Source organism: Vreelandella lutescens (assembly GCF_014640815.1).
Taxonomy (GTDB): Bacteria; Pseudomonadota; Gammaproteobacteria; order Pseudomonadales; family Halomonadaceae; genus Vreelandella; species Vreelandella lutescens.
Genome location: NZ_BMHM01000001.1, coordinates 149,187 through 173,193 on the forward strand (window position 1 = coordinate 149,187; position 24,007 = coordinate 173,193).

A 24,007-nucleotide genomic window follows, 5' to 3' on the forward strand; every position below is an offset into this window, starting at 1 on the left:
GGATTAGCCCTCCCTGCGTGCGGTGGCGGCCTGGGCCTGGATGCTGTCGAGGGCAGCATCGTAATAGTGTGCCAGGTAGTAATCGGCAATCTCGCGGCCCGTGGCGACCCATACATCCGGGTGCCCGGTGATGTAATCCAGTGCCTCTTCAAACGCCTTGATGCGGTGGGGGCAGCTCACTTGGTAATTGTGAGTGGGAATGCACATCACCGTGCCGGACTCCGCGCCCTCTAAATACAGGCGGTCAAAGTGGCGTTTGAGCATGGTGGCGTACTGGCGCGGCTCAACTTTGTTTACCGCATAAACGATGGTGTCGTTCATCTCCAGCGAGTAGGGCATGGAGATAAACCGCTTGCCGGAGCGAACGCTGACCGGCGTGGGTTGGTCGTCGTGGAACAGGTCGCAGGTGTAAATCCCGCCTTTGTCGCCGAATAGCTCTTCGCCCACTTCGGCAAATAGATCCAGTGTGCGCTCCGAGTGGGAGAGCGCAGGGGCCAGATAGCCCGCGCAGGCCTGGCCGGTATGGCGATGGATGGTTTCCATACTGTCGCGAATCATTGCCCGCTCTTGGGCTTCGCTCAGCCCATAGGTGTAGCGGGTGTTGTAGATGCCGTGGCTGAAGAACTCCCAGTCGCGCTCTTTGCACATCTGGATGATTTCTGGGTGGTGCTCGCAGAGCGCCACGGAAAGCGATACCGAACCACGAACTCCGTACTTATCCAGCAGGGCCATTTGGCGCTGGTGGCCCACTCGATTGCCGTAATCGCGAATGCTGTAGCCGGGTACCGAGGGGTGTGGGTGTGGCCACGGCTTGCGGCTCGGGTTCTGCGGCGGGTCGAGTTCGTAATACTCGATATTGGGGGCCACCCAGAAGGCCACCTTTGCACCGCCGGGCCAAGTGATTTTGGGGCGCTGGTCGTAGGCCCAGTAATCATAAACGCCAAGTGACTCTTTCATCGCTAGCTCCTCGCCTTATGCATCGCCCTCAAGCCACGCCAGCACGTCAGCCACGGGCATGACATCGGCGTACTTGAGGTGCAAGTCGGTCAGGTTGGCGTAGTGGTAGCTTTCGTGCTTATCGGAGACGCACTCCATTGGCACGATGGTACGGTAGCCACGGGACAGGCTCTCCACGGCGGTGGCGCGAATGCAGCCGGAGGTGGAGCCGCCGGTGATGATCACCGTATCGACCTGGTGCCATACCAGCAGGGACTGCAGCGGCGTTTCAAAAAAGGCCGAAGGCATACGCTTGGTGTAGATCACGTCGCGGTTGCGGTCGATCTCGCAGCGCTCGTCGAACTCGGCGCGCTCGGAGCCGTACTTGATGTTTTGCAGTGAATCGGGGGTATCGGTGCGGGTGCCCCACACGCCCGCATCTTCGGCAGAATCCAGAAAGGCGACGTGAGTCCATACCACCGGCCAGCCCTTCTCCCGGAAGCCGCGCGCCAACTGGTTCGTATACGCCAGCTGTTTGGGGTCGGTTTCGTAGGCGGTCTTGAAGAGATCGGTACGGGTGTAGGCCTTTTGTGGGTCCACATTGACCAACACGGCTTTCTTGCCAAAGCCAAAGGGCACCCGCTGAGGGTTGGCCATCACGTCGTGAAAGATCTCTTTTGCCGTTTTATCGGTGGTCTGCATCGTCGTCTCCTGAAGTGTCGTTATTAGTGGCTAAGCCGTCAGTGCCTGGATACGGTTTTAGCGATTGTCGTACTGCTCGCCAAGCTCCAGCATCGCCTGGGTGCCTAGGTAGTCGTTGAGCTGTTTGAAGTCGAGCATCTGGTCGCGGAAGGCATCGGTAGTGCCGTCCTGTTTCAGCGTGGCAAAGAAACGGCTGGCCATGTGGGTAATCGCCCGCACCAGGGCGCCGGGGAAAATGACCAGCGAGAAGCCTAGCTCTTCTAGCGCCTGGGCGTTCTGCAGCGGTGTGTCTCCACCCTCGACCATGTTGGCCATAATCGGCACTTTGCCTTTGAACTGGGCCATGATCTTGCTGATATCGTCGTCGCTACGAATACCTTCGATAAACAGCATGTCCACGCCCGCCTCATAGTAAGCCTGGGCGCGCTCAATGGCGCTGTCGGTGCCTTCCACGCCTAGCGCGTCGGTGCGGCCAATAATCAGCGTGCTGTCGCTTTCACGGGCATCCAATGCGGCATGCAATTTGCCAACCATTTCGCTCTTGGAGACCAGCGTTTTACCACGCAGGTGGCCGCAGCGTTTAGGGTAGGTCTGGTCTTCCAACTGAATAGCGTTAGCGCCTGCGCGCTCTAGCAGACGCACGCTGCGCATCACGTTCATGGCGTTGCCAAAGCCGGTATCGCAATCCACCACCACGGAAAGATTCGTGCGTTCGCGGATATGCGACATGGCGGTGCAAATTTCGGTAATGCTCAAAAGGCCAATATCGGGCCGCCCCAGTTGGGTGTACGCCAAGCTGGCACCCGAAAGGTAGACGGTATCAAACCCTGCCTGTTCGGCTAGCGACGCGCCGAGGGCGTCAAATACGCCAGGCGCGACCACGATAGAGGCGTCGTTCAACTGCTGTTTGAGTTGGGCGGGCTGATGCGCCGAAAGCGGTGAAGCGTGTTGTGGTGCGTCGGGTGACAACAGGTGTTGGCGTGTCATAGCGGTCTCATCATTTTTTGGGTAAGGGCCAAGTCGTTCCAAACGTCCTGACGGGCGATCAGGCCATCGATTAATACAAAGCGATCAATAAAGCGCACGCCGGATGTGGTGCTACCGTCTAGCCACTCCACGGTGAGTTCGCCGTGGCAAATAACGACGCTTTGGCAAGGAGTAATGCAGTGATCCACGCCATGAAACGTTTTGCTCACACGGAGATAGCGGCTTTGCGCCCACTCCACCACCGACTCAAGCTGATGCATGGCGGGCGCGCCAGGAAACTGCATGACGGCATCATCCGCGAGGCAGCTTTGGGCAAGGGGGAGATCACGGGATGCCATGGCCTCTAAAAAGGCCAATACGTGGCGTACGTCGCGAGGCTGCGTGTCAGGAAGTTGCGTATTATTCATGGCGCATTACTCTTGTTGATATGGCAAATGCGGTATGCTGATACGGCAGTTTATATGTATTATATTTAATACATTTTTATGTCTATTGCTGTCGCTTCGTCAAGCGCGGCGTGAAGTTTTTTTGGAATAGACCCTGAGGAGGGGCGTGAATGAGTGAGGCACAGCCCTCTGCGGTAGGCGGTACCAAGTCGCACCGGATTTATCTGCTGCTTAAAGATGCCATTCTCAGTGGGCGACTGCCTGCCGGTAATAAACTGCCGGGCGAAAACAAGTTAGCCGAGCAGCACGGTGTGTCACGAGTAACGGTACGACGGGCCATGGAGGCGCTTCAGGAGACAGGACTGGTCACGCGTAAGGCCGGCGTGGGCACCGTGGTGCTGGAGCAGCCGCTAGACGCCACCGTGATGACCGCCAGCGTGTCCAACCTGATGCCGAACATGGTCAAAATGAGTCAGGCTTCCCAAGTGCGGCTGCTGGAGTTTGCCTATGTGCCGCCCCCGGAGATGATTCGCGAGCGCCTGGGAATGGGGCACGGTAGTAAAGTTCAGCGCTCTGTTCGGGTACGCATGATCGATGGTAAGCCGTTTTCGCATTTGGTCACCCACGTGCCCGAGACCATCGCTCTGCACTACAACGAAATGGATTTAGCCAATACGCCGCTATTTGTGCTGCTAGAGCGCAGCGGGGTAAAGGTTGATCACGCTTCTCAATCTATTTCTGCCACGTTGGCCAGCCATGAAGTGGCGCAGGCATTAGACGTGGCCGTGGGCTCTCCGCTTATCTCACTTACGCGGGTGGTGTACGACGAGCAGGGGCGCGGAGTGGAGCACTTAGACGCGCTGTACCGCCCAGACCGTTACCGTTTTCAAATCGATTTAGAGCGTAATGGAAATGGCGACTCACGCTACTGGGAGCCAAAAGTGGGCGGGATGCCCACCAGCGGGAAGGATGAATAGGGCGATGGATGGCTTTTTTAATGTATTAAATTTAATACAGATATAAAATTATAAAAAATACATTTGACCTGTGTCGTGAAACTGCGCTAGTTGTATGGGGGTGATAACGACACGCCAGCCATGGCGCACCGAGGCAGTGAGCGAAGACAATGAGTTCCCCAACAACGCTATTTGACAAAGTGTGGCGTGCCCACGAAGTCCACCGCAGTGACAGCGGCCAGAGCCTTTTATGGATTGACCGCCACTTTGTCCATGAAGGCTCTTTCCATGCGTTCAATAAGTTAGGCGAACGCCAGCTGCCGGTGGCGCGGCCAGATCTCACCTTTGGCATTGCCGACCACTACGTCCCCACCCAGGCACGTGACGTTGAGCTGGTGGCAGACCCTAAAGTGCGCTCCATGATTGAGCAGCTCTCGCACAACACCCAGCAACATGGTGTGACGCTGTTTGGTCTGAGTGACCCACGCCAGGGCATCGTACATGTGCTGGGCCCCGAGCAAGGGCTTACCCAACCGGGCATGGTGATGGTCTGTGGCGATAGCCATACCGCCACCCACGGCGCATTTGGCAGCATTGCCTTTGGCATTGGTGCGTCAGAAGTGGCCCACGTGCTGGCCACGCAGACGTTGTGGCAAAGCAAGCCCAAAGTGATGCGGATCACCGTTGAGGGCCAGTTAGCTGAAGGGATCACCGCTAAAGATATCGCGCTCACTTGGATTGCTCGTTTGGGTGCCGACGGCGCACGCGGTTATGCCATTGAGTACGCGGGTGAGGCTATCCGTGCGCTCTCTATGGAAGCGCGTCTAACGCTGTGTAATCTCTCCATTGAAGGGGGTGGCCGCTGCGGCATGATTGCCCCTGATCAAACCACGTTTGATTACTTACGCAGCCGCCCCTGGAGTCCGAAAGGGGAGGCTTTTGAGCAGGCATGCGCCTACTGGTCAACGCTCTATAGCGACCCAGACGCCAGTTTTGATCTCGAAGTAACGCTGCAGGCCAGTGAGATTGCGCCCACGGTGACCTGGGGCGTCTCGCCGGAAGAAGCGTTGCCCATTGACCACGCAGTGCCCGACCCCGAGCAGCTCAGCGACCCTGCAAAAGCGCGCCAAGCGCGTGATAGCTTGGCCTACATGGGCCTAACGGCAGGGCAAAAGCTCACTGATATCACCATTAATCGGGTATTTATCGGCTCCTGCACCAATGCTCGTATTGAAGACTTGCGCGCCGCTGCCGCCGTGCTGGCAGGCCACAAAAGCCGCGTGCCCGGTATGGTGTCGCCCGGCTCAACGCTGGTGAAAACTCAGGCGGAAGCGGAAGGCTTAGACCGTATCTTTATCGACGCTGGGCTTGAGTGGCGGCACTCCGGGTGCTCCATGTGCGTAGGCATGAACGGTGACCTGGTGGCCAGCGGTGAACGCTGTGCTTCTACCACCAACCGCAACTTTAAGGGCCGCCAAGGGCCAGGGGCGCGTACGCATTTAATGTCGCCAGCCATGGTGGCAGCGGCCGCCGTGACAGGCCACTTGGCCGATGTTCGCCAACTGCCCGTGACCTCGTTAACTCAGCTAGGAGTGCGCTCATGAAACCGATGACGGTGGTGACATCGCTCGGCGTGGCCTTGCCTGCAGCGAATGTCGATACTGATCAACTGATCCCGGCACGTTTTATGAAAGAGCCGCGCAGCGTGGGTTACGGTCAGTTTTTGCTTTACGACCTTCGCCACGATGCACAAGGCGAGCCTAAGGCGGACTTTATTCTCCATCACCCCGAGGCGGGTAAAGCAGAAGTGATGGTGAGCCGCCGTAACTTCGGCGCAGGCTCCTCCCGCGAGGCAGCGGTGTATGCCCTAGTCGATGACGGCTTTCGCTGTGTGGTTGCGCCGAGCTTTGGCGACATTTTTGCTTCTAACGCCGTGAATAACGGCTTGTTACCGGCCGTTGTGACGGAAGAAGACGCCGAGCAACTGCTCGCGGCGCTTGGCAGTACTCCCGGTGCCATCACGGTAGACCTGGAAGCTCTCACGGTGAGCGTTGGCGCTGTCAGCGTGCCGTTTACCCTGTCACCCGTATGGCGAACGAAGCTGCTTAACGGTTGGGACGATATTGATATGACACGCCAGCATACGGATGCCATCGCTACATTTGCGCACCAGTACGCCGAGCAGTTTCCTTGGAGTGCCCCGTTTCCGCCGGATGCCGCGCTGATTGGCAAAGGGTAGTTGTGAAAGAGACGGACAATGAAAGAGACGGCCGCGTTGGCCATGCCATTCGCTCGGCATGCCAGCGACAAAAGGCCAAAACAATAACAGCACGCACGCTTGCATCAATGGGTTTTAACACGCGATCTACACAACAACCGCTACAACAGATCACCTTGTGCAGGAGATACATAAATGAAAAAAGTAACGCTTACTCTGGGTATGCTCACGGCGCTGGCCTCTACGCACGTCTTGGCGGTTGATCAAATCAATGCCGTCCACGCCTTTCCTCCGTCCTTAATTTACACCCAAAGCTTTTTGGAATTTGTGGATAAGGTGAATGAGCGCGGTGAGGGCGTTGTGCAGATTAATGTGCGCGGTGGCCCTGAAGTCATTGGCCTATCTGAACAGCCCGACGCGGTGCGTAACGGCGTGGTGGATATGGCGTACACCGCCGCTAGTTTCTATGCCGGTGCGGTGCCTGAGCGCGACGCGATGGTGGCTTCTAATACCAACGCCATCTATGCCCGCGAGAATGGCGGGATCGATCTGCTCAACCAAATCCATCAGGAAAAGATGGGCACCTACTATTTGGGCTGGTTCGATAGCGGGGTGAGTTACAACCTCTACACCATCAATGAACCGTCGATTGATGCAGAAGGCAACCTGAGCGTGTCGGGTCTACGGCTGCGCAGTAACCCGGTTTACGATGCGTTTTTTCAGGACTATTTAGGCGCGCAGCCGATCAGCTTACCCACCACTGATGTTTACGCCGCGCTAGAGCGTAGCGTGGTGAATGCAACCGGTTGGACGCAAATTGGCTTAAAAGATCTTAACTGGGATCGCTTTCTTAACTACCGTGTCGACCCTGCCTTTTTCTCCACGGATATGGGCGTGATCGTTAACCTAGATAAGTGGAACCAGCTAAGCGCCGAGTCGCAGCAAATTTTGCAGGAAGTCGCTATTGAGCATGAGCGTGACAGCGCCGAGAAGCTGGCTGCGCTCTCAGAAGAGCAGCAGGCAGCGTTAGAAGCCGATGGGATGCAAGTGATTACGTTAGAAGGCGAAGTAGGCGAGCGCTATGCCGAAGCCGCCCGCGATGCCACGTGGGAACGGATGCGTCGCCAAATGGAGCGTCACCCCATGGGGCTTGAGCACTACGAGACGTTGATCGAAAAGTTCAACGACCTGTAAGGCCGACGTTCCCAACAGGGCGGGCGCTGTCGATCACGATAATGCCCGCGCTACCTGGCTTTCATCACTAGGGCTTTCTATGCGTTACGCACAACGTGGCTATTTGCTGCTGCTCAATGGCATGGCACTGCTCGCCGCTATCATGTTGGTATGGCTGATGGTAGCGGTAGTGCTCTCTGTGGTTATTCGTAATTTAGGGCTTCAGCCGTCGGCGTGGTTTTTCCTTTCGACGGAATACGCCATGTTTTATCTCACGCTCTTAGGGGCTCCTTGGCTGGTGCGCCAAAAAGGGCATGTGCATATTGAGCTTTTAACCTCTGTGTTGCCGCCGCCTGTGCTGAATATTCTCAGTCGAGGAGTATCGCTGCTGTGTGTCGTGGTATGTGCAGTGCTGGCGTGGAAAGGGCTTGATTTGGTGATGCTCAATATCGAGCGCAGCGACTATGACGTGCGCGCTTTTTTTGTGCCGAGATGGATACTGACCATCGTGTTTCCCATCAGCTTTACGCTAATGGCAATTGAGTTTGGCCGCTTTGTGGTCGGCCAAGAGATTCTTCACAGTGGCGAAGCGGGGATTAAAGAATAATGGAATGGTACTTTGCGCTCGCCTTTTTACTCTCGCTCATCCTCATTTTTATGGCGATTGGCACGCCCATTGCCCTGGCATTTTTAGCGGCGAATGTGATTGGCGCTTGGCACTTTATGGGTGGCCAAGCGGGCATTATGCAAATGCTGAACAATGGCTTTGGTGCTCTATCAAGCTTTAATCTAGTGCCTATTCCGCTGTTTTTGCTGATGGGTGAGCTGTTTTTCCGCACCGGCCTTGGCATGAAAATGTTCAATGCGGTGGACCAGTTATTGGGTAAAGTGCCAGGGCGTTTGTCCTATGTGACGGTGGTGGGTGGCACCGCGTTTTCGACCCTAAGCGGTTCCTCCATGGGGTCAACAGCGCTAATGGGGTCGCTGCTGGTGCCGGAAATGGAGCGCCGGGGCTATAAGAAGAAAATGGCCATCGGGCCCATTCTAGGCACCGGTGGGTTAGCGATCATTATTCCACCGTCGGCGCTGGCAGTGCTGCTAGCAACATTGGCGAAAGTGGATATTGGTGCGCTGTTGATTGCGGGTATTTTGCCGGGTTTAACCCTGGCGGTCTTTTACATCGTCACCATTTTTATTCAAACCAAACTAGACCCTGAGGCAGCACCTGCCTATGAGCTAGAGCCGGTTCCACTGAAAGCCAAGTTGAAGCTCATCGTGACCGATATTTTACCCATGCTCAGCGTCATGGTGATTATTGTCGCGCTCATGCTGATTGGTTTTGCCACGCCTTCAGAGGCGGCTGCCTTTGGGGCGTTAGGGGTTATTATTTTGGCTTTCTTCTTCCGCTGCATGACCTGGGAGGCATTTAAGCTCTCGGTGACTGGGGCGCTGAAAGTCACCCTGATGGCCTATTTAATTGTGTTTGGCTCGGCCACGTTTAGCCAGTTATTAGGATTTTCAGGTGCGTCAGGCGGTTTGATTGGCTGGGCAACGGGGTTTGATCTTTCGCCGATTCTTATGCTGTTGGCGATGTTTGCGGTGCTGCTGGTGCTGGGTACGTTTATGGAGCAGATCTCCATCATGATGCTCACCGTGCCTATCTTCTTTCCGCTGGCGCAAGCGCTTGGTTTTGACCTGATCTGGTTCGGCGTGATCGTGCTGCTGGCATTGGAAATTAGCTTCTCGACACCGCCGTTAGGCCTGCTGCTATTTGTGATGAAGGGCGTCGCGCCAGTCGGTACGACGATGCGTGAAATATATTCTGCGGCAATTCCCTACATTCTCTGCTCGATGCTATTAGTCGCTCTGCTGATTGTGTTTCCCAGCCTCGCAACGTGGCTACCCAGCATGCTGCAATAGCGCTTTATCAGAGCATAAAAACAAGAGAGGCCGAGGCCTCTCTTTTACTTTGCAAACACGCTGGCATGAAGGCGATGAGCCGTCGCTTATTCCCAAGCCGGGAAGGGGTCAGGTAGCGACTTCCAGGCTTCCTTGCCCTCTAGTAACTCGCCTTCGCTGAGCAAACAGTCGTCCAACGCTTCACGCATTCTCGCTTGGTCCAGGTTTTGGCCGATAAACACCAGCTCTTGGCGCATATCGCCAAACGGCTCCTGCCACTTTTCCATAATGAACTGGCGGTACTCCGGTTCTTCCGGCCAGTCGGTTTCTGGAATGGCCTTCCAGAACACCCCGGCCGGGCCGTGATGGGCAATGCCGCCTGCTTGGCTCCACTGGCCCGCATAGCGTGGGCGGGTGGCCAGCCAGAAGAAACCTTTCGAGCGCAGCAGGCCTTTACCAAACCACTCCGCATTCAGCAGGTCGTGGAATTTCTGCGGGTGGAAAGGGCGGCGAGCATGATAGGCAAAGCTGCCAATGCCGTACTCCTCGGTTTCCGGTACGTGTTCACCGCGCATCTCTTTGAGCCAGCCGGGGGCCTGTTGGGCACGTTCAAAGTTGAATCTGCCGGTATCCAGCACTTTATCTAGCGGAACGCCGCCCTGAGAAATCGGTACCAGCTCTGCGTCCGGGTTGAGCGAGCGCAGAATCGCTTTCAGTGACTCAAGTTCGCTATCGCTGATCAGGTCGGTCTTGCTGATCAGTAGCACATCGCAAAATTCGATCTGATCCACCAGCAGGTCAGCGACATTGCGCTCGTCATCTTCACCTAAGCTCTCTCCTGCTTCGGCAAGGCTTTGCGCCTCTTGGTACTGGGCCAAGAAGTTCGCACCATCGACCACCGTAACCAGGGTGTCTAGCCGGGCAACGTGGGAAAGGCTCTGTCCGCTCTCATCTTCAAAGGTGAACGTTTCGGCAACAGGCAGCGGTTCAGAAATACCGGTCGACTCGATCACCAGGTAATCAAACTTGCCTTCACGGGCTAGCTGGCTGACCTCGACCAACAGATCTTCACGCAGGGTGCAGCAGATGCAGCCATTGCTCATTTCTACCAAGCGCTCCTCAGAGCGGTTCAATGCCACGTCACTGTCCAGCGTTGGTTCGCCGGGGCCGCCACGCACCAGCGCACCGTCAATATTCACCTCGCTCATGTCGTTCACAATTACCGCCACTCGGCGGCCTTCACGGTTCGCCAGAATATGATTGAGCACGGTGGTTTTACCGGCACCTAAAAAGCCGGAAAGCACGGTCACGGGTAAGGGGGAGAACGCGGACATAGTGACGAGCACCTCTAAACAGTTAATGTTATGTGATAATATAACAATTAGGAGGCGTTGAAAATATGTCACGTCGCAAGGCAGCGAGTGCTCAGGTGCTTGCTGTTAACGTTTGTACTGTGTTGGGCAGTAGCCGCGCAGCACGTCAGGGGAGCGAAGTGCGGTATGTTTTGTTGAACGCCCTGTCACGCGCTGCCGCCATAGACGAAACGAGGCGGGCTTAAGCTGGTGGCGCATGACGTCGATCACATCAGGCTCGCCAAGGCCGAAGAGTCGTTCGATGGCTTCAAACGGCGTGCGGTCTTCCCAAGCCATTTCAATCACCCGCGACTGTTCATCGTCAGGCAAGCAGCGAAAGCGTTTTACAGCAGCTTTTGGCATCAGGGCTTCCTTCTTAAAGGTACACAGGTAATGGATTGGGCCATTAGGTTTAAATTGTACCAGTGTTAGACAGGAGAAAGTATGCGTACTGACTGTGGGAAAGTAGGTGACTTTATTTACCGGCTAGAAGTGCGCGAAAAAGCCCATTCATCAGTACAGGCTCGTCGTGACGGATGCGAAAGCCCGCCTGTTGAAGCAAGGGCGTTGCTTGCCGAGTGATGTCTGTTGCGATAAACGAGGTCATGACATTGGCCGCTCGTCGCATAGCGCCAGCCGGTTGATAATCGGGCTGAAATTTATCCATCACGCACAGCTGGCCGTTAGGTTTGAGCACACGATAGGCTTCTGCGAGCCCCTGCTCAGGGTCGGGCATTACGGCCAAAATAAGGTGCATGATAACGACATCAAAGTGTTCATCGGCGTACGTTAGCGCGCTTGCATCCATGACCTGGCAATGGACGTCGCGCTGGTAGCGTTCGGCACGGGCGTTAGCACGCTTCACCATGGCCGGGGTCAGGTCGGTTAGGTGAATTTCCAGCTCACGAGGAAGAAAGGGGAGGTCAAGACCTGTCCCAGCGCCTACTAGCAGCACGCGCATGCCGGGTTCCCAGTCGACGTGTCCAAGCGCAATACGGCGCGGTCTGCGCAGCGCACGTGACACCACAACATCATAGAGAGGGGCATAAGCACTATAACGAAAGCGATTCCAGGCGGTAGTGTTTAGCATAAGCCCTCACAGGGGGAAGTCGAGCGGCGGCGCAGTCATGGCGTCGTGGTTAGTACCTGTCGTGGTGACTACCTTTCATGGTTAGTACCTATAGCATGAAGCGCTCAGAAGCTCCAAGGTAGGAAGGGAAAACACCAGCCAAGCGAGCTGGGTAATAAAAGAGAGATATTCGGAAAATTCGCCAGCGGACTAGCTAATCGATCTACTCTTCGGGAGATGCGTCTTGCTGAAAACGAAGAGCCAAACGCTCAATAAGTTCTAGCATGAGTTGTCGGTCATGTTGCTTTAAAGGGGCTAATATAGATTTAATTCGGTGAGTCTGGTCATCTACATGAACACTTGCCTGGCCTAATAGCTCCGCAGCTTCGCAATTGAATATCTCGGCTAATTCTAATAAGCGTACGATGTTGGGGATGACCCGCCCCCGCTCGATTCGAGAAACGGCTTCATTGCCAACCCCGAGGCGCTCAGCGACTTCCTCTTGGGTTAACTGGCTGCGTATTCGCTGTTTGGCGATGGCTCTGCCGATGTTGCTAGCTAGCCGTTTCTGTTCAATTTTATTCACACTATCCTCCATATAGCCCTGAATGGTTGGGGAACGGCCTATTGACATGAAGGACTGTTTAGGTTGAATATCATCCTGATAGGTTGATAATGAGCGGCATGAACTGTTTTTTTGACGTCGCATGCGGCAATGAAATAATTAACGCAGTTAAATCTATTTAAATTGGTCATTTAAAATAAGTTGAATGATTATTCATTAGGGTTTAATAGAAGTTTAGTTGGGTGGTTAAGTGAGCAAGCGTGTGGAGTGTTAATGCTCGGTTTAACGAATGTTTGATTGATAAAGCGTTTATTTAAACTGTTAAGTGCATAGCATAAGTGTTACGTGCTTAATCACGTCGAGCGATGCCATCTTAAACCAGCCAATACGTGGTGATTATAGACAGCCACTTACCATTGTTAGTGGCAACAAGGGCGGGCGATGCTTTTAACGGAGTTTTGCTCAGTCGCAACAGAGACTATCACTGTATGGCTCAAGGATGATCACACAGCGGTCAATTCGGCTTTGATCAAGGCGTTTGGCTTGCCAACGTGGCTTACCTTTCAAACCCGAAGGCGCTTAATATCATGTCTCCCACGACGGCACCAGAAATTTTCCAGCAGCTTGCCGATGGATTGTCCCGCGTCAATAAAGGCGGATTCTTCCATCACTTAGCACAAATATTAGCTAACTTGTTGAATGTTGATCATACCTTGGTGGCCAGCATTGATCGCACTGGTACGGCGACACCCTTAGCGATGTGGTCGCAAGGTGAGTTTGTGGATGCCGATCCTTATGCCTTACAAGAAACGCCCTGCGAGCAAGTAAAGGAGCACGCCTGTTTCTACATCGCGTCTCAGGCACAAGCCTGTTTTCCCAACGATGCACGGCTATCCTCATTATCCGTCGAGAGCTATTTGGGAGTGCCCATGACGGATGCGGCAGGGCGCTGCCAAGGCATTATTGTCCTGATGCATTCTCGCCCTTTAGCCTTGCCTCAATATGCCAATGAAGTGATGAGAATTATTGCGTCTCTGGCAGGTATTGAGCTTTCCCGTCAGTTAGTCGGTAGGCAGGCTGATCAACGCATGGCCAGCAAGCAGCGGGAGCTTCGGCTGTTAAGTAGAGGGAATGATGCCCGCTTCCATGCCCGCGATGAGGCATCGTTACTTCAATCAGCCTGCCGGGTAGCCGTTGAAGTAGGCGGCTATACGGCGGCTTGGGTGCATCAGGTGTTACCAGGAGCGGGGGCCAATCCAGACGGCGCACTTCACGCCTGTGCCGACATAGAGGGGGATGTTTTAGGATGGTTAAGCCCAAAACAACTGCTCATTGCAGGCTATAGTCGCGATATCATCTGCCAAGCGCTAACGCGTCAAGCTCCTGTGGTATTGATACCGCAAAGCACTCCTGCCGCCTCAGGCCTGGATACCACCCTGCTGGCATTAGAGGTCTGTGCCTTAATTGCGCTGCCGTTGATTTACCGAGGCCAATCGCTGGGTGTGATAACGCTTTATCAGAGTGATGATGCGCCCATTACCTCTGCTGAGGTGCGCCTTTTAAGCGAGCTTGCCGATGATATTGCGTTTGGCATTGATAGCCTGCGCCACCGTAAAGCAGAGCAGCGTATTCAACACGCGGTGGCTCAAGTAGCGACCGCGGTGTCTGCCCAGCACGGCCACGCTTTTTTGACCCAGCTCACCGACCATATGGCCAATGCGCTGGCCGCGGAAGTAGGGTTTATCGCCACGCTAGACGAGCAGAATCCCAATGTTGCCAACGTCCTGGCGCTGTACGTTAACGGTGTACGCCAGACCGCGTTTAGTTACCATCTTGAGGGTGTGCCTTGTCAGGACGTATTAACTCAGCGTGAGTGCATAGTGCATGAAGGTGCGGGCATTCGATTGCCGATAGAGTCTAACGGAGCACTGGAGTGGGTAAATGCCTATGTGGGGCGTCGGCTGGATGACGCAAAGGGCCAGCCTATTGGCATTATTGGCGTGATGTTTAAGGCACCGCTGTTTGATACCCAAATCGTTACGACGGTACTGCAAATATTCGCCGCGAGGGCGGCATCAGAGCTTGGTCGACAGCGGGATGAAGCGCGTATCCGCCAGCTCGCGTTTCGTGATGCGGGCACGCAGCTACCTAACCGCACAGATTTTATGCAGTACCTTGACGAGTGCGTGAGCGATGGTAGCAACGTGCCTTTCGCGCTACTGTTGCTCGATCTTAATCACTTTAAAGAGATTAATGACACGGCGGGCCATGATATTGGCGATTTAGTGCTTAAAGAGGTAGCGCAGCGCTTTCGCCGTGTCTTACCTCAAGAAGATTACTTAGCCCGGTTGGGTGGGGACGAGTTTGTAGTGATCTGCCGAGGCACTGGCGACGAGATAGGTGCCATGCAAACCGCTGACACGCTATGTGTTAGCCTGAATAAGCCAATTGTTATAGAGCAGCACTCATCCGAGCTTTCTGTCAGCGTCGGTATTTCTCTTTACCCTGCCCATGGGCAAACGGCGCAGTCGCTATTAAAGCATGCCGATATTGCCATGTACCAAGCAAAGCGCCAGAAGCTGACCACCCGAACGTTTGAGCACTGGATGGGGCAAGCCGTCGCCCAGCAGCTACATATTGCTAAACGCTTGGCGATCGCGATTGCCGATACCTCGCTCTACTTACATTTTCAGCCCCAAGTGGATATGCGCAGCGGCCAATTGATTGGCGCTGAAGCGCTGTGTCGTTGGTGTGATGAAGAGTTAGGGGAGGTTCCTCCTGGGCAATTTATTGCCATTGCCGAAGAGCGCGGCATGATCTCAGCGTTAGGCAACTGTGTGATTGATCAAGCCTGCCGACAGTTAGCCGATTGGCAGCGACAAGGACTTCAGCTCAATGGCCAGTTGGCGATTAATATTGCGGCTGATCAGTTCGAGGATGACGATTTAATTGCCACGCTCTTGGCAAGTTGCCATGAACATGCCGTATCCCCTAACGCCTTGAGCCTCGAAATTACGGAGAGCGGTATCATGACGCATCCCGATGATGCCATTGCTATCACTGAGGTGCTAAAAAGCCATGGCATGGGCCTGTCGATTGACGATTTTGGCACCGGTTATTCGTCTCTAGCGTATTTAAAGCGCTTTTCGGCGGACAAAATTAAGATCGATATCTCCTTTGTGCGCGATATGCTTACCAGCGATAACGACCGAGTGATTGTGGCTACCATTATTGCCATGGCGAATACACTAGGGCTGCAAACCATTGCCGAAGGCATCGAGTGCAAGGCGCAAAGTGATGCCTTATTAATGATGGGATGTACCCAGGCGCAAGGGTATTACTATGACCGCCCGCTGGCTGCGGAAAAGTTCGCTCAGCGGTGGTTAGCGTAGCGCTCCAGGGGGTTGATATAACGTTTGTGAAGGACACTCACCAAACTGCTGTTTATAGTCGTGGGCGAACTGCCCTAAATGCCAAAACCCCCAGTAGGTCGCAATCTCGGTCACTGTTTGTGGCGGTTCGGCAGCGCGCAGGGCGCGCCGCACTCGGTTAAGACGCGTCAGCCTTAAAAACTGCAGTGGGCTAATGCCTAAAATCGTCGTAAAGCTATATTGCAGCGTGCGTCGGCTAACGTGCGTTAGCTCGCATAACGCCTCCATGGTAATAGGGGCGTCTAAATCCTCGTCGATATGCCGCTTGACCCGATCAACCACGGCTTTGCGGTGAGCGTAGCTAGGAGGTAGCTCGCCGCTAGGCTGTTGGGCATCCAATAGCTCTAGCAGGCCGGTTAACAGAATATCCTGATGCAGCTTCTCGGCAATCGCACCCTGCTGTTGGCCTAACATCCGCTCCAATAGAAACAGTAAGGCGCGCAGCGTAGCAGGGGTAGCATGTCGGCGGGGCGCGGTCATCCACTGCTCATCCAGTGTGATGCCTTGGCGTTCGGCAGCGGCATGTAATGCCGGTAGACGTATCACTAGCCCGTAAATATCGAAGGCCTCCGGAGTCACCAATTCAAAATCGCGCCCGCCGGGCCGGCACATCACTTCCTGGGCTTCTAGCGGCTGACCGTTGATGCGCGACCCCTGTGGGTGGGTAGGAATGCCCAGCCATAAAGAATCTTCCCACACCCGGCAATCCTGGCGCAGCGCTTGGCCGGTGTGCTCTTTGAAGACCTGAATCGCAGGCAGCGCAATTTCATCCAGCCGCCCATAAAAACGCCCTGGGGTCAGCTGGTCATACTGCTGCTGCCAACGGGTGAGGTTTTGCGCATGCTCATCAGCATCGAACGCTTCCTGAATGCACTTTTTTGGTGCGGTTTCTAAGGGCGTCAAGGTCATCACCAGCTCCTGGCGGCGTGAATGAAAGGCGTCCGCGCCTTGTTGTCGTTATTAACCCACTGTTTATGATTGGTTTTTATGGCCTTGGTGTGTTTTGCCAAAACTCGATACTCCCCGTTAAGTGATAGCGCTATTGTGAGAACAAGCAAGTTTTGTTCCTCAACGCGCATACCGCGCCTTGAGTATTGAACAGGTAAGAGAAGGGAAGGCCCATGGCGCAGACCTATCACACCACGGTGGGGAGCCGCCGCTATCGCTTTAGCGGGCTCGCCGAACTGATGGCCAAAGCCACGCCGCCGCGCTCGGGCGACCGCCTCGCTGGGGTGATGGCAGAGTCCGCAGAAGAGCGAGTCGTCGCCCAAATGGTGCTGGCGGAGCTACCGCTCACCACCTTTTTGAACGACGCGCTGATCCCCTACGAGCAGGACGAAATCACCCGCCTGATCATCGACGACCACGATGCAAAGGCGTTTGCGCCGCTGAAGCACCTGACCGTAGGCGATTTTCGCAATTGGCTACTCTCGGACTACGCGACCAGTGAAGCCCTGGCCGCTGCAAGGCCCGGCATTACGCCGGAAATGGCCGCGGCGGTGAGTAAGCTGATGCGCAACCAGGACCTCATGCTGGTGGCGAAGAAATGCCAAGTGACCACGGCGTTTCGCAATACCATTGGGCTGCCGGGGCGGCTTTCGACCCGGTTACAGCCCAACCACCCCACCGATGACGTCACCGGCATCGCGGCGAGTATTCTCGATGGCCTGCTGTATGGCAGCGGCGATGCGGTGATTGGTATCAACCCGGCTACCGATAACGTCGCCCAGAGCATCAAGCTGATGCGCTTGATGGACGACGTGATCCAGAAATACGAGATCCCTACGCAATCCTGCGTACTGACTCACGTGACCAATACGCTAGAAGCCATCGAACAAGGCGCGCCGGTGGATCTGGTGTTTCAGTCCATTGGCGGCACCGAAGCCACCAACCGCAGCTTTGGGTTTGATTTGAGCACCCTGGCGGAAGCCGAAGCTGCCGCGCAAACGCTCAATCGCGGCACGGTGGGTCGCAACGTGATGTATTTTGAAACCGGCCAAGGCAGCTCGCTCTCTGCCGATGCTCACCACGGGCTGGATCAGCAAACCTGCGAAGCCCGGGCCTACGCCGTAGCGCGCAAGTTCAATCCGCTGCTGGTCAATACGGTGGTGGGGTTTATCGGCCCTGAGTATCTTTACGATGGCAAGGAGATCACCCGAGCCGGGCTTGAAGACCACTTCTGCGGCAAGCTCTTAGGCGTGCCGATGGGGTGCGACGTGTGCTACACCAACCACGCCAACGCCGATCAAAACGATATGGATAACCTGCTGACGCTGCTGGGTGTGGCGGGCTGCAACTTCGTGATGGGCATCCCCGGTTCTGACGACATCATGCTCAACTATCAAACCACCTCGTTTCACGATGCGCTCTATGCCCGCCGGGTGCTGGGGCTAAAAGCCGCGCCGGAATTTGAGCAGTGGCTGGCTAAGATGCAGATCTTCCAAGATGTGAGCACCCATCGTCTTAACGACCAGCTCCCCGCCGCCTTTGCTAACAGCCTGCGCCACTTGCCGAAGGGGAGCGACTAAGATGCCTAAGCAACCCACGCAGGAAACCACTGCGCCTATCGTCATTGAAAACCCCTGGGAGCGTCTGCGCGCCTTTACCGACGCGCGCATTGGGCTGGGGCGTGCGGGGGTGAGCCTTCCCACCAAGCAGCTGCTCGCGTTTCAGCTTGCCCATGCCCAGGCCCAAGATGCGGTTCACTGCCCGCTAGAGTGCCAGGCGCTGGCCGATGAGCTGACCCAAGCGCTTGGCTTAAACACCGCGCCGCTTTCAGCACACAGCCGAGCAGAGGACCGTGCGATCTACCTGCAGCGGCCCGACTACGGCCGACGGCTCAATGAACACTCCCGGCAGACGCTGCAGCAGGCGGCAGATAGCGGCCAACGGTTCGATTTGGCGATGGTGATCGTCGATGGCCTCTCGGCGCTGGCGGTACAGCAGAACAGCGCCCCGTTTCTCACTGCGCTGTATGACGCACTCGGGCGCGACAAGAACGAATGGCAGCTCGCACCGCTGACACTGGTGGAACAAGGGCGCGTGGCGATTGGCGACGAAGTAGGCGCGCTGCTCAATGCGGATGCGGTGCTGGTCATGATTGGTGAGCGCCCCGGCCTTAGCTCCCCAGATAGTTTGGGGCTGTACATGACCTGGGGCCCCGAAGTGGGGTTAAAAGATGACCGGCGTAACTGTATCTCCAACGTACGCCCGGCCGGGCTTGCGTATGAAGAGGCGGCCCGGCGTTTGCTGCTGCTGTTAACCGAGGCGCGGGAGCGCAAGCTCTCCGGCGTGACGTTAAAAGACCGCAGCGAAGACAGCGTCTTGGAGGGCGGCAGCAGTTCAACTCGGAATTTCCTGGTGGCTGATTGACGGTAGCAGCACAAAAACGCTGACGACGTTTTCAATAACAACGCTAACGACATTTTCCATAACACCGCTGACGACTCTCCCAATAACAAGACGGAACCAGGAACACAGCACGCCGCTGACACCCATTGCGTTCCACACTAAAAAGGGCAAAACGATGACACAACCAACGGTTGATCAGGCGTATCTGGCCAAGCGCCAGCTGCGTAAAGGGACGGCAGGCTGGATGCTGCTCGCGGGCCTTGGGGTCTCCTATGTGATTTCTGGTGATTTTGCGGGCTGGAACTTTGGCATTGCCGAAGCGGGTTGGGGCGGCTTTGCGATTGCTGCCTGTTTGATGGCGCTGATGTACCTCGCGCTAGTGCTGGCGCTGGCAGAAATGTCCGCCGCCATTCCTGCCGCAGGGGGTGGCTATAGCTTTGCTCGCCAAGCCATGGGGCCTGCGGGCGGTTATTTGACCGGGCTTGCCGTGTTGATCGAGTACGCGCTGGCCCCGGCGGCCATCGTGATTTTTATCGGCTCGGCGGTGGAAGCTTTATTGGGCGTGAACGGCCCGCTGGTGTATCTGCTGTTTTATGCGGTGTTCATCGGTATTCACCTGGCGGGCGTGGGGGAAGCGCTGAAAGTGATGATGGTGATTAGCGGTTTGGCGGTCTTTGCCATTTTGGCCACCGCCGTGGCGCTGATCGGCGATTTCGATTCGGCCAACCTGTTTGATATCGCACCCACCGATGCGGCGGGGGCGAGCACCTTTATGCCTTTCGGCTGGTACGGTATTTGGGCGGCACTGCCTTTTGGCATGTGGCTGTTCCTGGCCGTTGAAGGGGTGCCGCTGGCAGCCGAAGAGGCGAAGGACCCCGCTCGCGATATGCCCAAAGGCATCATCGGTGCAATGCTGTTTTTGCTGTTTACAGCACTGTTGGTGGTGCTGCTGCTGGCAGGGGCGACCAGCGCTGAGATGATTGGCCAAAGCGGCGTGCCGCTGGTGGATGCGCTGAATGCGGCGGGTAATCCTACGCTGGCTACCCTGGTCAACGTGCTGGGCTTGGCTGGTTTGATCGCCTCATTCTTCTCGATTATTTATGGCTATAGCCGTCTGGTATTCGCGCTTTCTCGGGCTGGCTATTTACCCAAACAGCTGTCGCTGACCAGCGGTCGTAAAGTGCCTTACTTAGCGCTGATTGTGCCCGGTATCTTTGGCTTTCTGGCGTCGCTGAGCGGGGAAGGCGATCTGATGTTAGGCATGGCGGTCGTTGGTGCGACCATCTCCTATGCGCTGATGGCGTTCAGCCATATCTGGCTGCGTCTTAAACAGCCTGACCTGCCACGCCCTTATAAAACGCCCGGCGGTATTGTCACCTCATCAATTGCGCTAGTCCTGTCGCTGGTCGCGATGACCGGTGTGTACGCCTTCGACCCTCGCGCCTTCAACTACACCATCGTGCTGTTCATTGCCGGAGCGGCTTACTACTTCCTCTACAGCAAACACCATCTGGTGGCGAAAACCGCGGAAGAAGAGTTCGCGCTGGTGACCGCCTCGCCGGAGGAGGTCGACCCTGCCGCGTCGGTCGCTGCCTCCGTAAAGCTGTAATCACGGCGGCGAATCGCCTAGTCTGAACGATAGCAGTACGCCTCTGGGCCCTGGCGCAGAGGCGTTTTTATTGAGCAGGCAACATAGGGACGCTGTGATGACGCTTAATTTTACTGATACAAGCATGGCCGAGGCAGAGCAGCAGCGCTGGTACGCGGTGGACGATGGCGTGATGGGCGGCGTGTCCCAAAGTGGCTTTCGCGTGGAAGAGGGCGCTGGCTGCTTTTGTGGCGAGGTATCGCTGGAAAACGGCGGCGGCTTTGCCTCGGTGCGACGTGAGCCCAACGGCTTTGAGCCGACCCTCGCACACAGCCAAGGGATTACGCTGCGCGTGCGTGGCGATGGTCGCATCTATCAGCTAAGGCTCAAAAGCAGCGCGTTGGACGAAGCAAGCGCTTACCGCGTCGCCTTCACACCTACGGCTCACCAGTGGGAAACGCATCGGTTCACCTGGGCGCAGTTTGAGGCGGTGCGCCGGGGCACGCTGCTTTCCAGCGCGCCGCCTCTCGACCCACACACTATTCACCAGCTCGGTTTCTTGATTGCCGACCGCACCGCCGGGCCGTTTCGCCTGGAGGTCGCCTCTATTGCGCTGTACCCACAAGATTCACACTCACAGGGCTGACACTGACAGGTCTGACACTTACAGTACTAAGGTCGTCTCGTATGTAGTGTGCCGTTCACGGAATCTGGGAAGCCCTCTTACGACGTGAGCCAGCGTGATGAAACACTCCCCCGCGTATCGCCTAGCGGCCACTGTGCTGCACGGTTTCGATGAGTACCGTGCCCGCTTTAAGCAGATTACCTCGGATGCTAGCCGCCGCTTTCGCGACGCCGCCTGGCGTGAAGCGCAGCAGGCCTCCGCCGCGCGGATCAACCTATACGGTGAAAAGGTCGAGGAGACACTGGGCCGGTTGCAGCGCACCTTTGCCGCAGATGTACTGGCCCATTGTGAGACGTGGCGGGAAGCACGAGGGCACTACGCTCAATTGATTAGCCAGCGGCTGGATTACGAGCTGGCGGAAACCTTTTTCAACTCGCTGTTCTGCTCGGTGTTTCAGCATCGCCATATTCGCAACGACTGGATGTTTGTGTACAGCTCCCGGGAAGACGCAGCGCACCGCTCGGGCATTGAGCTGTGCCGCAGGCATTGCGTCAACGGCGACTGGGCGGGGGCGCTTGCCTGGGCGCTGCAGGAGGCGCCGTTTGATTCCCCGTTTAGCGATTTAGCCAGCGATAGCCAGCTCGGCGCGGGCTTGCTGGAAGCTCAGCTCCCCGCCGCGATTTGGCAGGCGGAGGATGCCCATGTGGAGCTTCTCAACAGCGTGTTCTACCGCAATAAAGGGGCGTACCTCGTCGGGCGTATTTTAGGCGGTGGCGAGCAGGTGCCGCTGGTGCTGCCCGTTCTGCATGGCGAAGGGTACGGCGAGCAGCAGGGCGGCGACCCCTGCCTGCATTTGGACACGGTTCTCACCGAAACCGATGAAGTGTCGATCATCTTCTCGTTCACCCGCGCCTATTTTCAGGTAGACGTGCCGGTGCCGGGGGAATTTGTCGGTTACCTAAAACAGCTTATGCCCCACAAGCCGGAGGGCGAGCTGTACGCGGCTATCGGGTTTTTTAAACACGGCAAAACCGAGTTTTTCCGCGCACTCAACCAGCAGGTGGCTAAACGCGAAGAGCAGTTCATCATCGCGCCGGGCGTGCGGGGCATGGTGATGGCGGTGTTTGTGCTACCCAGCTTTCGCACCGTGTTCAAAATCATCAAGGATAAGTTCGACCCCGCCAAAGAGGTTACCCCCGCGATCGTGCGAGAGAAGTATCGGCTGGTAAAGCGCCATGACCGAGTAGGGCGCATGGCCGATACCCAGGAGTTCTCCAACTTTATTGTCCGCCAGGATCATTTTGATCCAGAGTGTCTGGCGCACTTATTAGAGGTCGCCCCCTCCACGGTATCGCTGAAAGGCGACAAGGTGATCATCAAACACTGCTACACCGAACGAATGATGACGCCGCTGAATATCTACCTGGAGCAGTGCAGCGCCGATGAACGAGTCATGGTGCTGAAAGATTACGGCAACGCCATCAAGCAGATGGCGGCGGCGAATATTTTCCCTGGCGATATGCTGCTGAAGAATTTTGGCGTCACTCGCCACGGGCGGGTGATTTTCTACGACTACGACGAGGTAAGCTATCTCACCGAGTGTCGCTTCCGCCATATTCCCAAATCCCAGGGGTACAACAGTTACATGGATGGCGGGGCTAGCTTTTCCATTGGCCCCAACGATATCTTCCCCGAAGAGTTTGGCCCGTTTATGTTTGCCAACCCGGAACTACGCGCACTGTTTACAGAGCAGCACCCGGAGCTGTTCGACCCGGACTACTGGCTGGCGCTACAGCGGGCGATTCTTGATGGACGGGTGATTGACGTTTACCCGTATCGCAACAAGCAGCGGTTCGCGGGGACCGTGGGGCAACTGGTACATTAGGCGTTTACTGGACGACGTAAGCCGAGGTCAGCATGACATCAGCCCCGCACTTGGTGGTATTTACCGGATCGGGAATCAGCGCGGAGAGCGGCATTCAAACCTTTCGCGCCAGCGATGGCCTCTGGGAGGACCACCCGGTGGAAGAGGTCGCCACGCCGCAAGGGTGGCGGCAAGACCCAGAGCGTGTGCTGGCGTTCTATAACCAGCGCCGTGAGCAGATCCGCCGTGCAAAGCCCAACGCCGCCCATAAAGCGCTGGCGGCGCTGGAGCAGGATGGCTTTCAGGTTAGCGTGATTACCCAGAACATTGACGACTTGCACGAACGAGCAGGCTCCCGCCAGGTGCTGCACCTGCACGGCGAGATTTTGAAGGCGCGCTCATCGGTGGATGCGCGGCTGCGCTACCCGTTGGCGAAGGGTGGGATTGCCCTGGGCGATGTGTGCGATAAGGGCAGCCAGCTGCGCCCAGACGTGGTGTGGTTTGGCGAGGCGGTGCCGCTGTTCGAAGAGGCCTGCGAGCTGGTGAGTCAGGCGGATTTCTTGCTTGTGGTGGGCACCTCGCTGGCAGTCATGCCCGCCGCATCGCTGCTCAGCTATATCGATTACGACACCCCCTGCGCGCTGGTAGACCCCGACGCCGATGAGCTAAGCCCACCCGGCGTGCTGGCGATCAATACCACGGCCGGGGAAGGCGTGCCGGCGCTTGTACACCAGTGGCGTAAGCAGGGGAATTTGATTTTACCTTGATATAACGATTGGGGAGGTTCGCTCAACCCTAGGCGGGGGCGCTGTGAACCCCTCCATGGGCGCTACTTTCGCCATCTGACCGCCATGGATGGCGGGAATGCCGGGATTGTTGGGAACATTGACCGGCCCTGGCGAAAG

Annotated in this window: 22 protein-coding genes; 13 read left to right on the plus strand and 9 right to left on the minus strand. The window is 56.3% G+C overall.

Features of this window, described 5'->3' with window-relative positions; translation table 11 throughout:
• Positions 1–3 precede the first annotated feature (3 nt).
• Genes IEW65_RS00735 through IEW65_RS00750 form a run of 4 tightly spaced genes read right to left on the minus strand, consistent with a single transcriptional unit; the run spans position 4 to position 3,032 of the window.
• Positions 4–957, minus strand: a complete 954-nt coding sequence (locus tag IEW65_RS00735) for a polysaccharide deacetylase family protein (protein WP_188637607.1) — start codon at positions 955–957, stop codon at positions 4–6.
• A gap of 15 nt (positions 958–972) precedes the next feature.
• A complete protein-coding gene (locus IEW65_RS00740; RefSeq protein WP_188637608.1) occupies positions 973–1,638 on the minus strand; it encodes an isochorismatase family protein in 666 nt (221 codons plus the stop codon).
• 57 nt (positions 1,639–1,695) lie between these two features.
• Positions 1,696–2,625 carry an isocitrate lyase/PEP mutase family protein gene (locus IEW65_RS00745; protein ID WP_188637609.1) on the minus strand — a complete coding sequence of 310 codons (930 nt, stop codon included), beginning with the start codon at positions 2,623–2,625 and terminating at the stop codon, positions 1,696–1,698.
• On the minus strand, positions 2,622–3,032 hold the full coding sequence (locus tag IEW65_RS00750) for a nuclear transport factor 2 family protein (protein WP_188637610.1): 411 nt from the start codon (positions 3,030–3,032) through the stop codon (positions 2,622–2,624). Before IEW65_RS00750 ends, IEW65_RS00745 begins: the two co-directional genes overlap by 4 nt.
• A gap of 149 nt (positions 3,033–3,181) precedes the next feature.
• Here IEW65_RS00750 and IEW65_RS00755 point away from each other — a divergent pair, with 149 nt between their 5' ends.
• The 6 genes from IEW65_RS00755 (at position 3,182) to IEW65_RS00780 (ending at position 9,278) form a co-directional block, all read left to right on the plus strand.
• Positions 3,182–3,988 carry a GntR family transcriptional regulator gene (locus tag IEW65_RS00755; protein ID WP_188637611.1) on the plus strand — a complete coding sequence of 269 codons (807 nt, stop codon included), beginning with the start codon at positions 3,182–3,184 and terminating at the stop codon, positions 3,986–3,988.
• Positions 3,989–4,137: 149 nt separating this feature from the next.
• Positions 4,138–5,571: a 3-isopropylmalate dehydratase large subunit gene (gene leuC, locus IEW65_RS00760; protein WP_188637612.1), complete on the plus strand. Its 1,434-nt coding sequence runs from the start codon at positions 4,138–4,140 to the stop codon at positions 5,569–5,571.
• On the plus strand, positions 5,568–6,206 hold the full coding sequence (gene leuD / locus IEW65_RS00765; RefSeq protein WP_188637613.1) for a 3-isopropylmalate dehydratase small subunit: 639 nt from the start codon (positions 5,568–5,570) through the stop codon (positions 6,204–6,206). The genes leuC and leuD overlap by 4 nt, the downstream gene beginning before the upstream one ends.
• 174 nt (positions 6,207–6,380) lie before the next feature.
• Positions 6,381–7,379: a TRAP transporter substrate-binding protein DctP gene (gene dctP / locus IEW65_RS00770; RefSeq protein WP_188637614.1), complete on the plus strand. Its 999-nt coding sequence runs from the start codon at positions 6,381–6,383 to the stop codon at positions 7,377–7,379.
• Positions 7,380–7,458: 79 nt separating this feature from the next.
• Positions 7,459–7,965, plus strand: coding sequence for a TRAP transporter small permease (locus IEW65_RS00775; RefSeq protein ID WP_188637615.1), 507 nt, complete (start codon positions 7,459–7,461; stop codon positions 7,963–7,965).
• Positions 7,965–9,278: a TRAP transporter large permease gene (locus IEW65_RS00780; protein ID WP_188637616.1), complete on the plus strand. Its 1,314-nt coding sequence runs from the start codon at positions 7,965–7,967 to the stop codon at positions 9,276–9,278. The genes IEW65_RS00775 and IEW65_RS00780 overlap by 1 nt, the downstream gene beginning before the upstream one ends.
• A gap of 86 nt (positions 9,279–9,364) precedes the next feature.
• Here the strand turns inward: IEW65_RS00780 and zigA are convergent, their stop codons facing one another.
• The 4 genes from zigA to IEW65_RS00800 form a co-directional block, all read right to left on the minus strand.
• Positions 9,365–10,591, minus strand: coding sequence for a zinc metallochaperone GTPase ZigA (zigA, locus tag IEW65_RS00785; protein WP_188637617.1), 1,227 nt, complete (start codon positions 10,589–10,591; stop codon positions 9,365–9,367).
• Between the two features lie 105 nt (positions 10,592–10,696).
• The gene (locus tag IEW65_RS00790) at positions 10,697–10,972 is read right to left on the minus strand and encodes a TIGR03643 family protein (protein ID WP_188637618.1); all 276 of its coding nucleotides are present in this window, start codon (positions 10,970–10,972) and stop codon (positions 10,697–10,699) included.
• Between the two features lie 112 nt (positions 10,973–11,084).
• Positions 11,085–11,699 carry a class I SAM-dependent methyltransferase gene (locus tag IEW65_RS00795; protein ID WP_188637619.1) on the minus strand — a complete coding sequence of 205 codons (615 nt, stop codon included), beginning with the start codon at positions 11,697–11,699 and terminating at the stop codon, positions 11,085–11,087.
• 202 nt (positions 11,700–11,901) lie between these two features.
• Positions 11,902–12,264: a helix-turn-helix domain-containing protein gene (locus IEW65_RS00800; RefSeq protein WP_188637620.1), complete on the minus strand. Its 363-nt coding sequence runs from the start codon at positions 12,262–12,264 to the stop codon at positions 11,902–11,904.
• A gap of 566 nt (positions 12,265–12,830) precedes the next feature.
• Between IEW65_RS00800 and IEW65_RS00805 the strand changes: the two genes are divergently transcribed.
• Entirely contained in the window at positions 12,831–15,635 is a 2,805-nt protein-coding gene (locus IEW65_RS00805; protein ID WP_188637621.1) for a putative bifunctional diguanylate cyclase/phosphodiesterase, read from the plus strand.
• Here the strand turns inward: IEW65_RS00805 and IEW65_RS00810 are convergent.
• The gene (locus tag IEW65_RS00810; protein WP_188637622.1) at positions 15,627–16,583 is read right to left on the minus strand and encodes a helix-turn-helix domain-containing protein; all 957 of its coding nucleotides are present in this window, start codon (positions 16,581–16,583) and stop codon (positions 15,627–15,629) included. The two genes, IEW65_RS00805 and IEW65_RS00810, sit on opposite strands and share 9 nt — an antisense overlap.
• A gap of 212 nt (positions 16,584–16,795) precedes the next feature.
• Between IEW65_RS00810 and IEW65_RS00815 the strand changes: the two genes are divergently transcribed.
• From IEW65_RS00815 to IEW65_RS00840, 6 genes are all read left to right on the plus strand, one after another.
• Positions 16,796–18,202: an ethanolamine ammonia-lyase subunit EutB gene (locus IEW65_RS00815; protein ID WP_188637623.1), complete on the plus strand. Its 1,407-nt coding sequence runs from the start codon at positions 16,796–16,798 to the stop codon at positions 18,200–18,202.
• Position 18,203: 1 nt separating this feature from the next.
• Positions 18,204–19,046 (plus strand): ethanolamine ammonia-lyase subunit EutC, encoded by an 843-nt coding sequence (gene eutC, locus IEW65_RS00820; protein ID WP_188637624.1) that lies wholly within the window; start codon positions 18,204–18,206, stop codon positions 19,044–19,046.
• A gap of 154 nt (positions 19,047–19,200) precedes the next feature.
• Entirely contained in the window at positions 19,201–20,634 is a 1,434-nt protein-coding gene (gene eat / locus IEW65_RS00825) for an ethanolamine permease (RefSeq protein ID WP_188637625.1), read from the plus strand.
• 97 nt (positions 20,635–20,731) lie between these two features.
• A complete protein-coding gene (locus IEW65_RS00830) occupies positions 20,732–21,259 on the plus strand; it encodes a CIA30 family protein (RefSeq protein WP_188637626.1) in 528 nt (175 codons plus the stop codon).
• Between the two features lie 97 nt (positions 21,260–21,356).
• A complete protein-coding gene (gene aceK, locus IEW65_RS00835) occupies positions 21,357–23,123 on the plus strand; it encodes a bifunctional isocitrate dehydrogenase kinase/phosphatase (protein WP_188637627.1) in 1,767 nt (588 codons plus the stop codon).
• A 32-nt stretch (positions 23,124–23,155) separates the two neighbouring features.
• The gene (locus tag IEW65_RS00840) at positions 23,156–23,869 is read left to right on the plus strand and encodes an SIR2 family NAD-dependent protein deacylase (RefSeq protein ID WP_188637628.1); all 714 of its coding nucleotides are present in this window, start codon (positions 23,156–23,158) and stop codon (positions 23,867–23,869) included.
• Positions 23,870–24,007: the final 138 nt, after the last annotated feature.

Bases quoted from the DNA above. Each gene is read 5' to 3' on its own strand.
- IEW65_RS00775 (WP_188637615.1), top strand. From the start codon at position 7,459: ATGCGTTACGCACAACGTGGCTATTTGCTGCTGCTCAATGGCATGGCA.
- leuD (WP_188637613.1), top strand. From the start codon at position 5,568: ATGAAACCGATGACGGTGGTGACATCGCTCGGCGTGGCCTTGCCTGCA.
- IEW65_RS00810 (WP_188637622.1), bottom strand. From the start codon at position 16,583: ATGACCTTGACGCCCTTAGAAACCGCACCAAAAAAGTGCATTCAGGAA.
- eat (WP_188637625.1), top strand. From the start codon at position 19,201: ATGACACAACCAACGGTTGATCAGGCGTATCTGGCCAAGCGCCAGCTG.
- aceK (WP_188637627.1), top strand. From the start codon at position 21,357: ATGAAACACTCCCCCGCGTATCGCCTAGCGGCCACTGTGCTGCACGGT.
- IEW65_RS00755 (WP_188637611.1), top strand. From the start codon at position 3,182: ATGAGTGAGGCACAGCCCTCTGCGGTAGGCGGTACCAAGTCGCACCGG.
- IEW65_RS00815 (WP_188637623.1), top strand. From the start codon at position 16,796: ATGGCGCAGACCTATCACACCACGGTGGGGAGCCGCCGCTATCGCTTT.
- zigA (WP_188637617.1), bottom strand. From the start codon at position 10,591: ATGTCCGCGTTCTCCCCCTTACCCGTGACCGTGCTTTCCGGCTTTTTA.
- IEW65_RS00840 (WP_188637628.1), top strand. From the start codon at position 23,156: ATGACATCAGCCCCGCACTTGGTGGTATTTACCGGATCGGGAATCAGC.
- IEW65_RS00740 (WP_188637608.1), bottom strand. From the start codon at position 1,638: ATGCAGACCACCGATAAAACGGCAAAAGAGATCTTTCACGACGTGATG.
- IEW65_RS00790 (WP_188637618.1), bottom strand. From the start codon at position 10,972: ATGCCAAAAGCTGCTGTAAAACGCTTTCGCTGCTTGCCTGACGATGAA.
- leuC (WP_188637612.1), top strand. From the start codon at position 4,138: ATGAGTTCCCCAACAACGCTATTTGACAAAGTGTGGCGTGCCCACGAA.
- dctP (WP_188637614.1), top strand. From the start codon at position 6,381: ATGAAAAAAGTAACGCTTACTCTGGGTATGCTCACGGCGCTGGCCTCT.
- IEW65_RS00735 (WP_188637607.1), bottom strand. From the start codon at position 957: ATGAAAGAGTCACTTGGCGTTTATGATTACTGGGCCTACGACCAGCGC.
- IEW65_RS00830 (WP_188637626.1), top strand. From the start codon at position 20,732: ATGACGCTTAATTTTACTGATACAAGCATGGCCGAGGCAGAGCAGCAG.
- IEW65_RS00780 (WP_188637616.1), top strand. From the start codon at position 7,965: ATGGAATGGTACTTTGCGCTCGCCTTTTTACTCTCGCTCATCCTCATT.
- eutC (WP_188637624.1), top strand. From the start codon at position 18,204: ATGCCTAAGCAACCCACGCAGGAAACCACTGCGCCTATCGTCATTGAA.
- IEW65_RS00750 (WP_188637610.1), bottom strand. From the start codon at position 3,032: ATGAATAATACGCAACTTCCTGACACGCAGCCTCGCGACGTACGCCAC.
- IEW65_RS00745 (WP_188637609.1), bottom strand. From the start codon at position 2,625: ATGACACGCCAACACCTGTTGTCACCCGACGCACCACAACACGCTTCA.
- IEW65_RS00805 (WP_188637621.1), top strand. From the start codon at position 12,831: ATGTCTCCCACGACGGCACCAGAAATTTTCCAGCAGCTTGCCGATGGA.
- IEW65_RS00795 (WP_188637619.1), bottom strand. From the start codon at position 11,699: ATGCTAAACACTACCGCCTGGAATCGCTTTCGTTATAGTGCTTATGCC.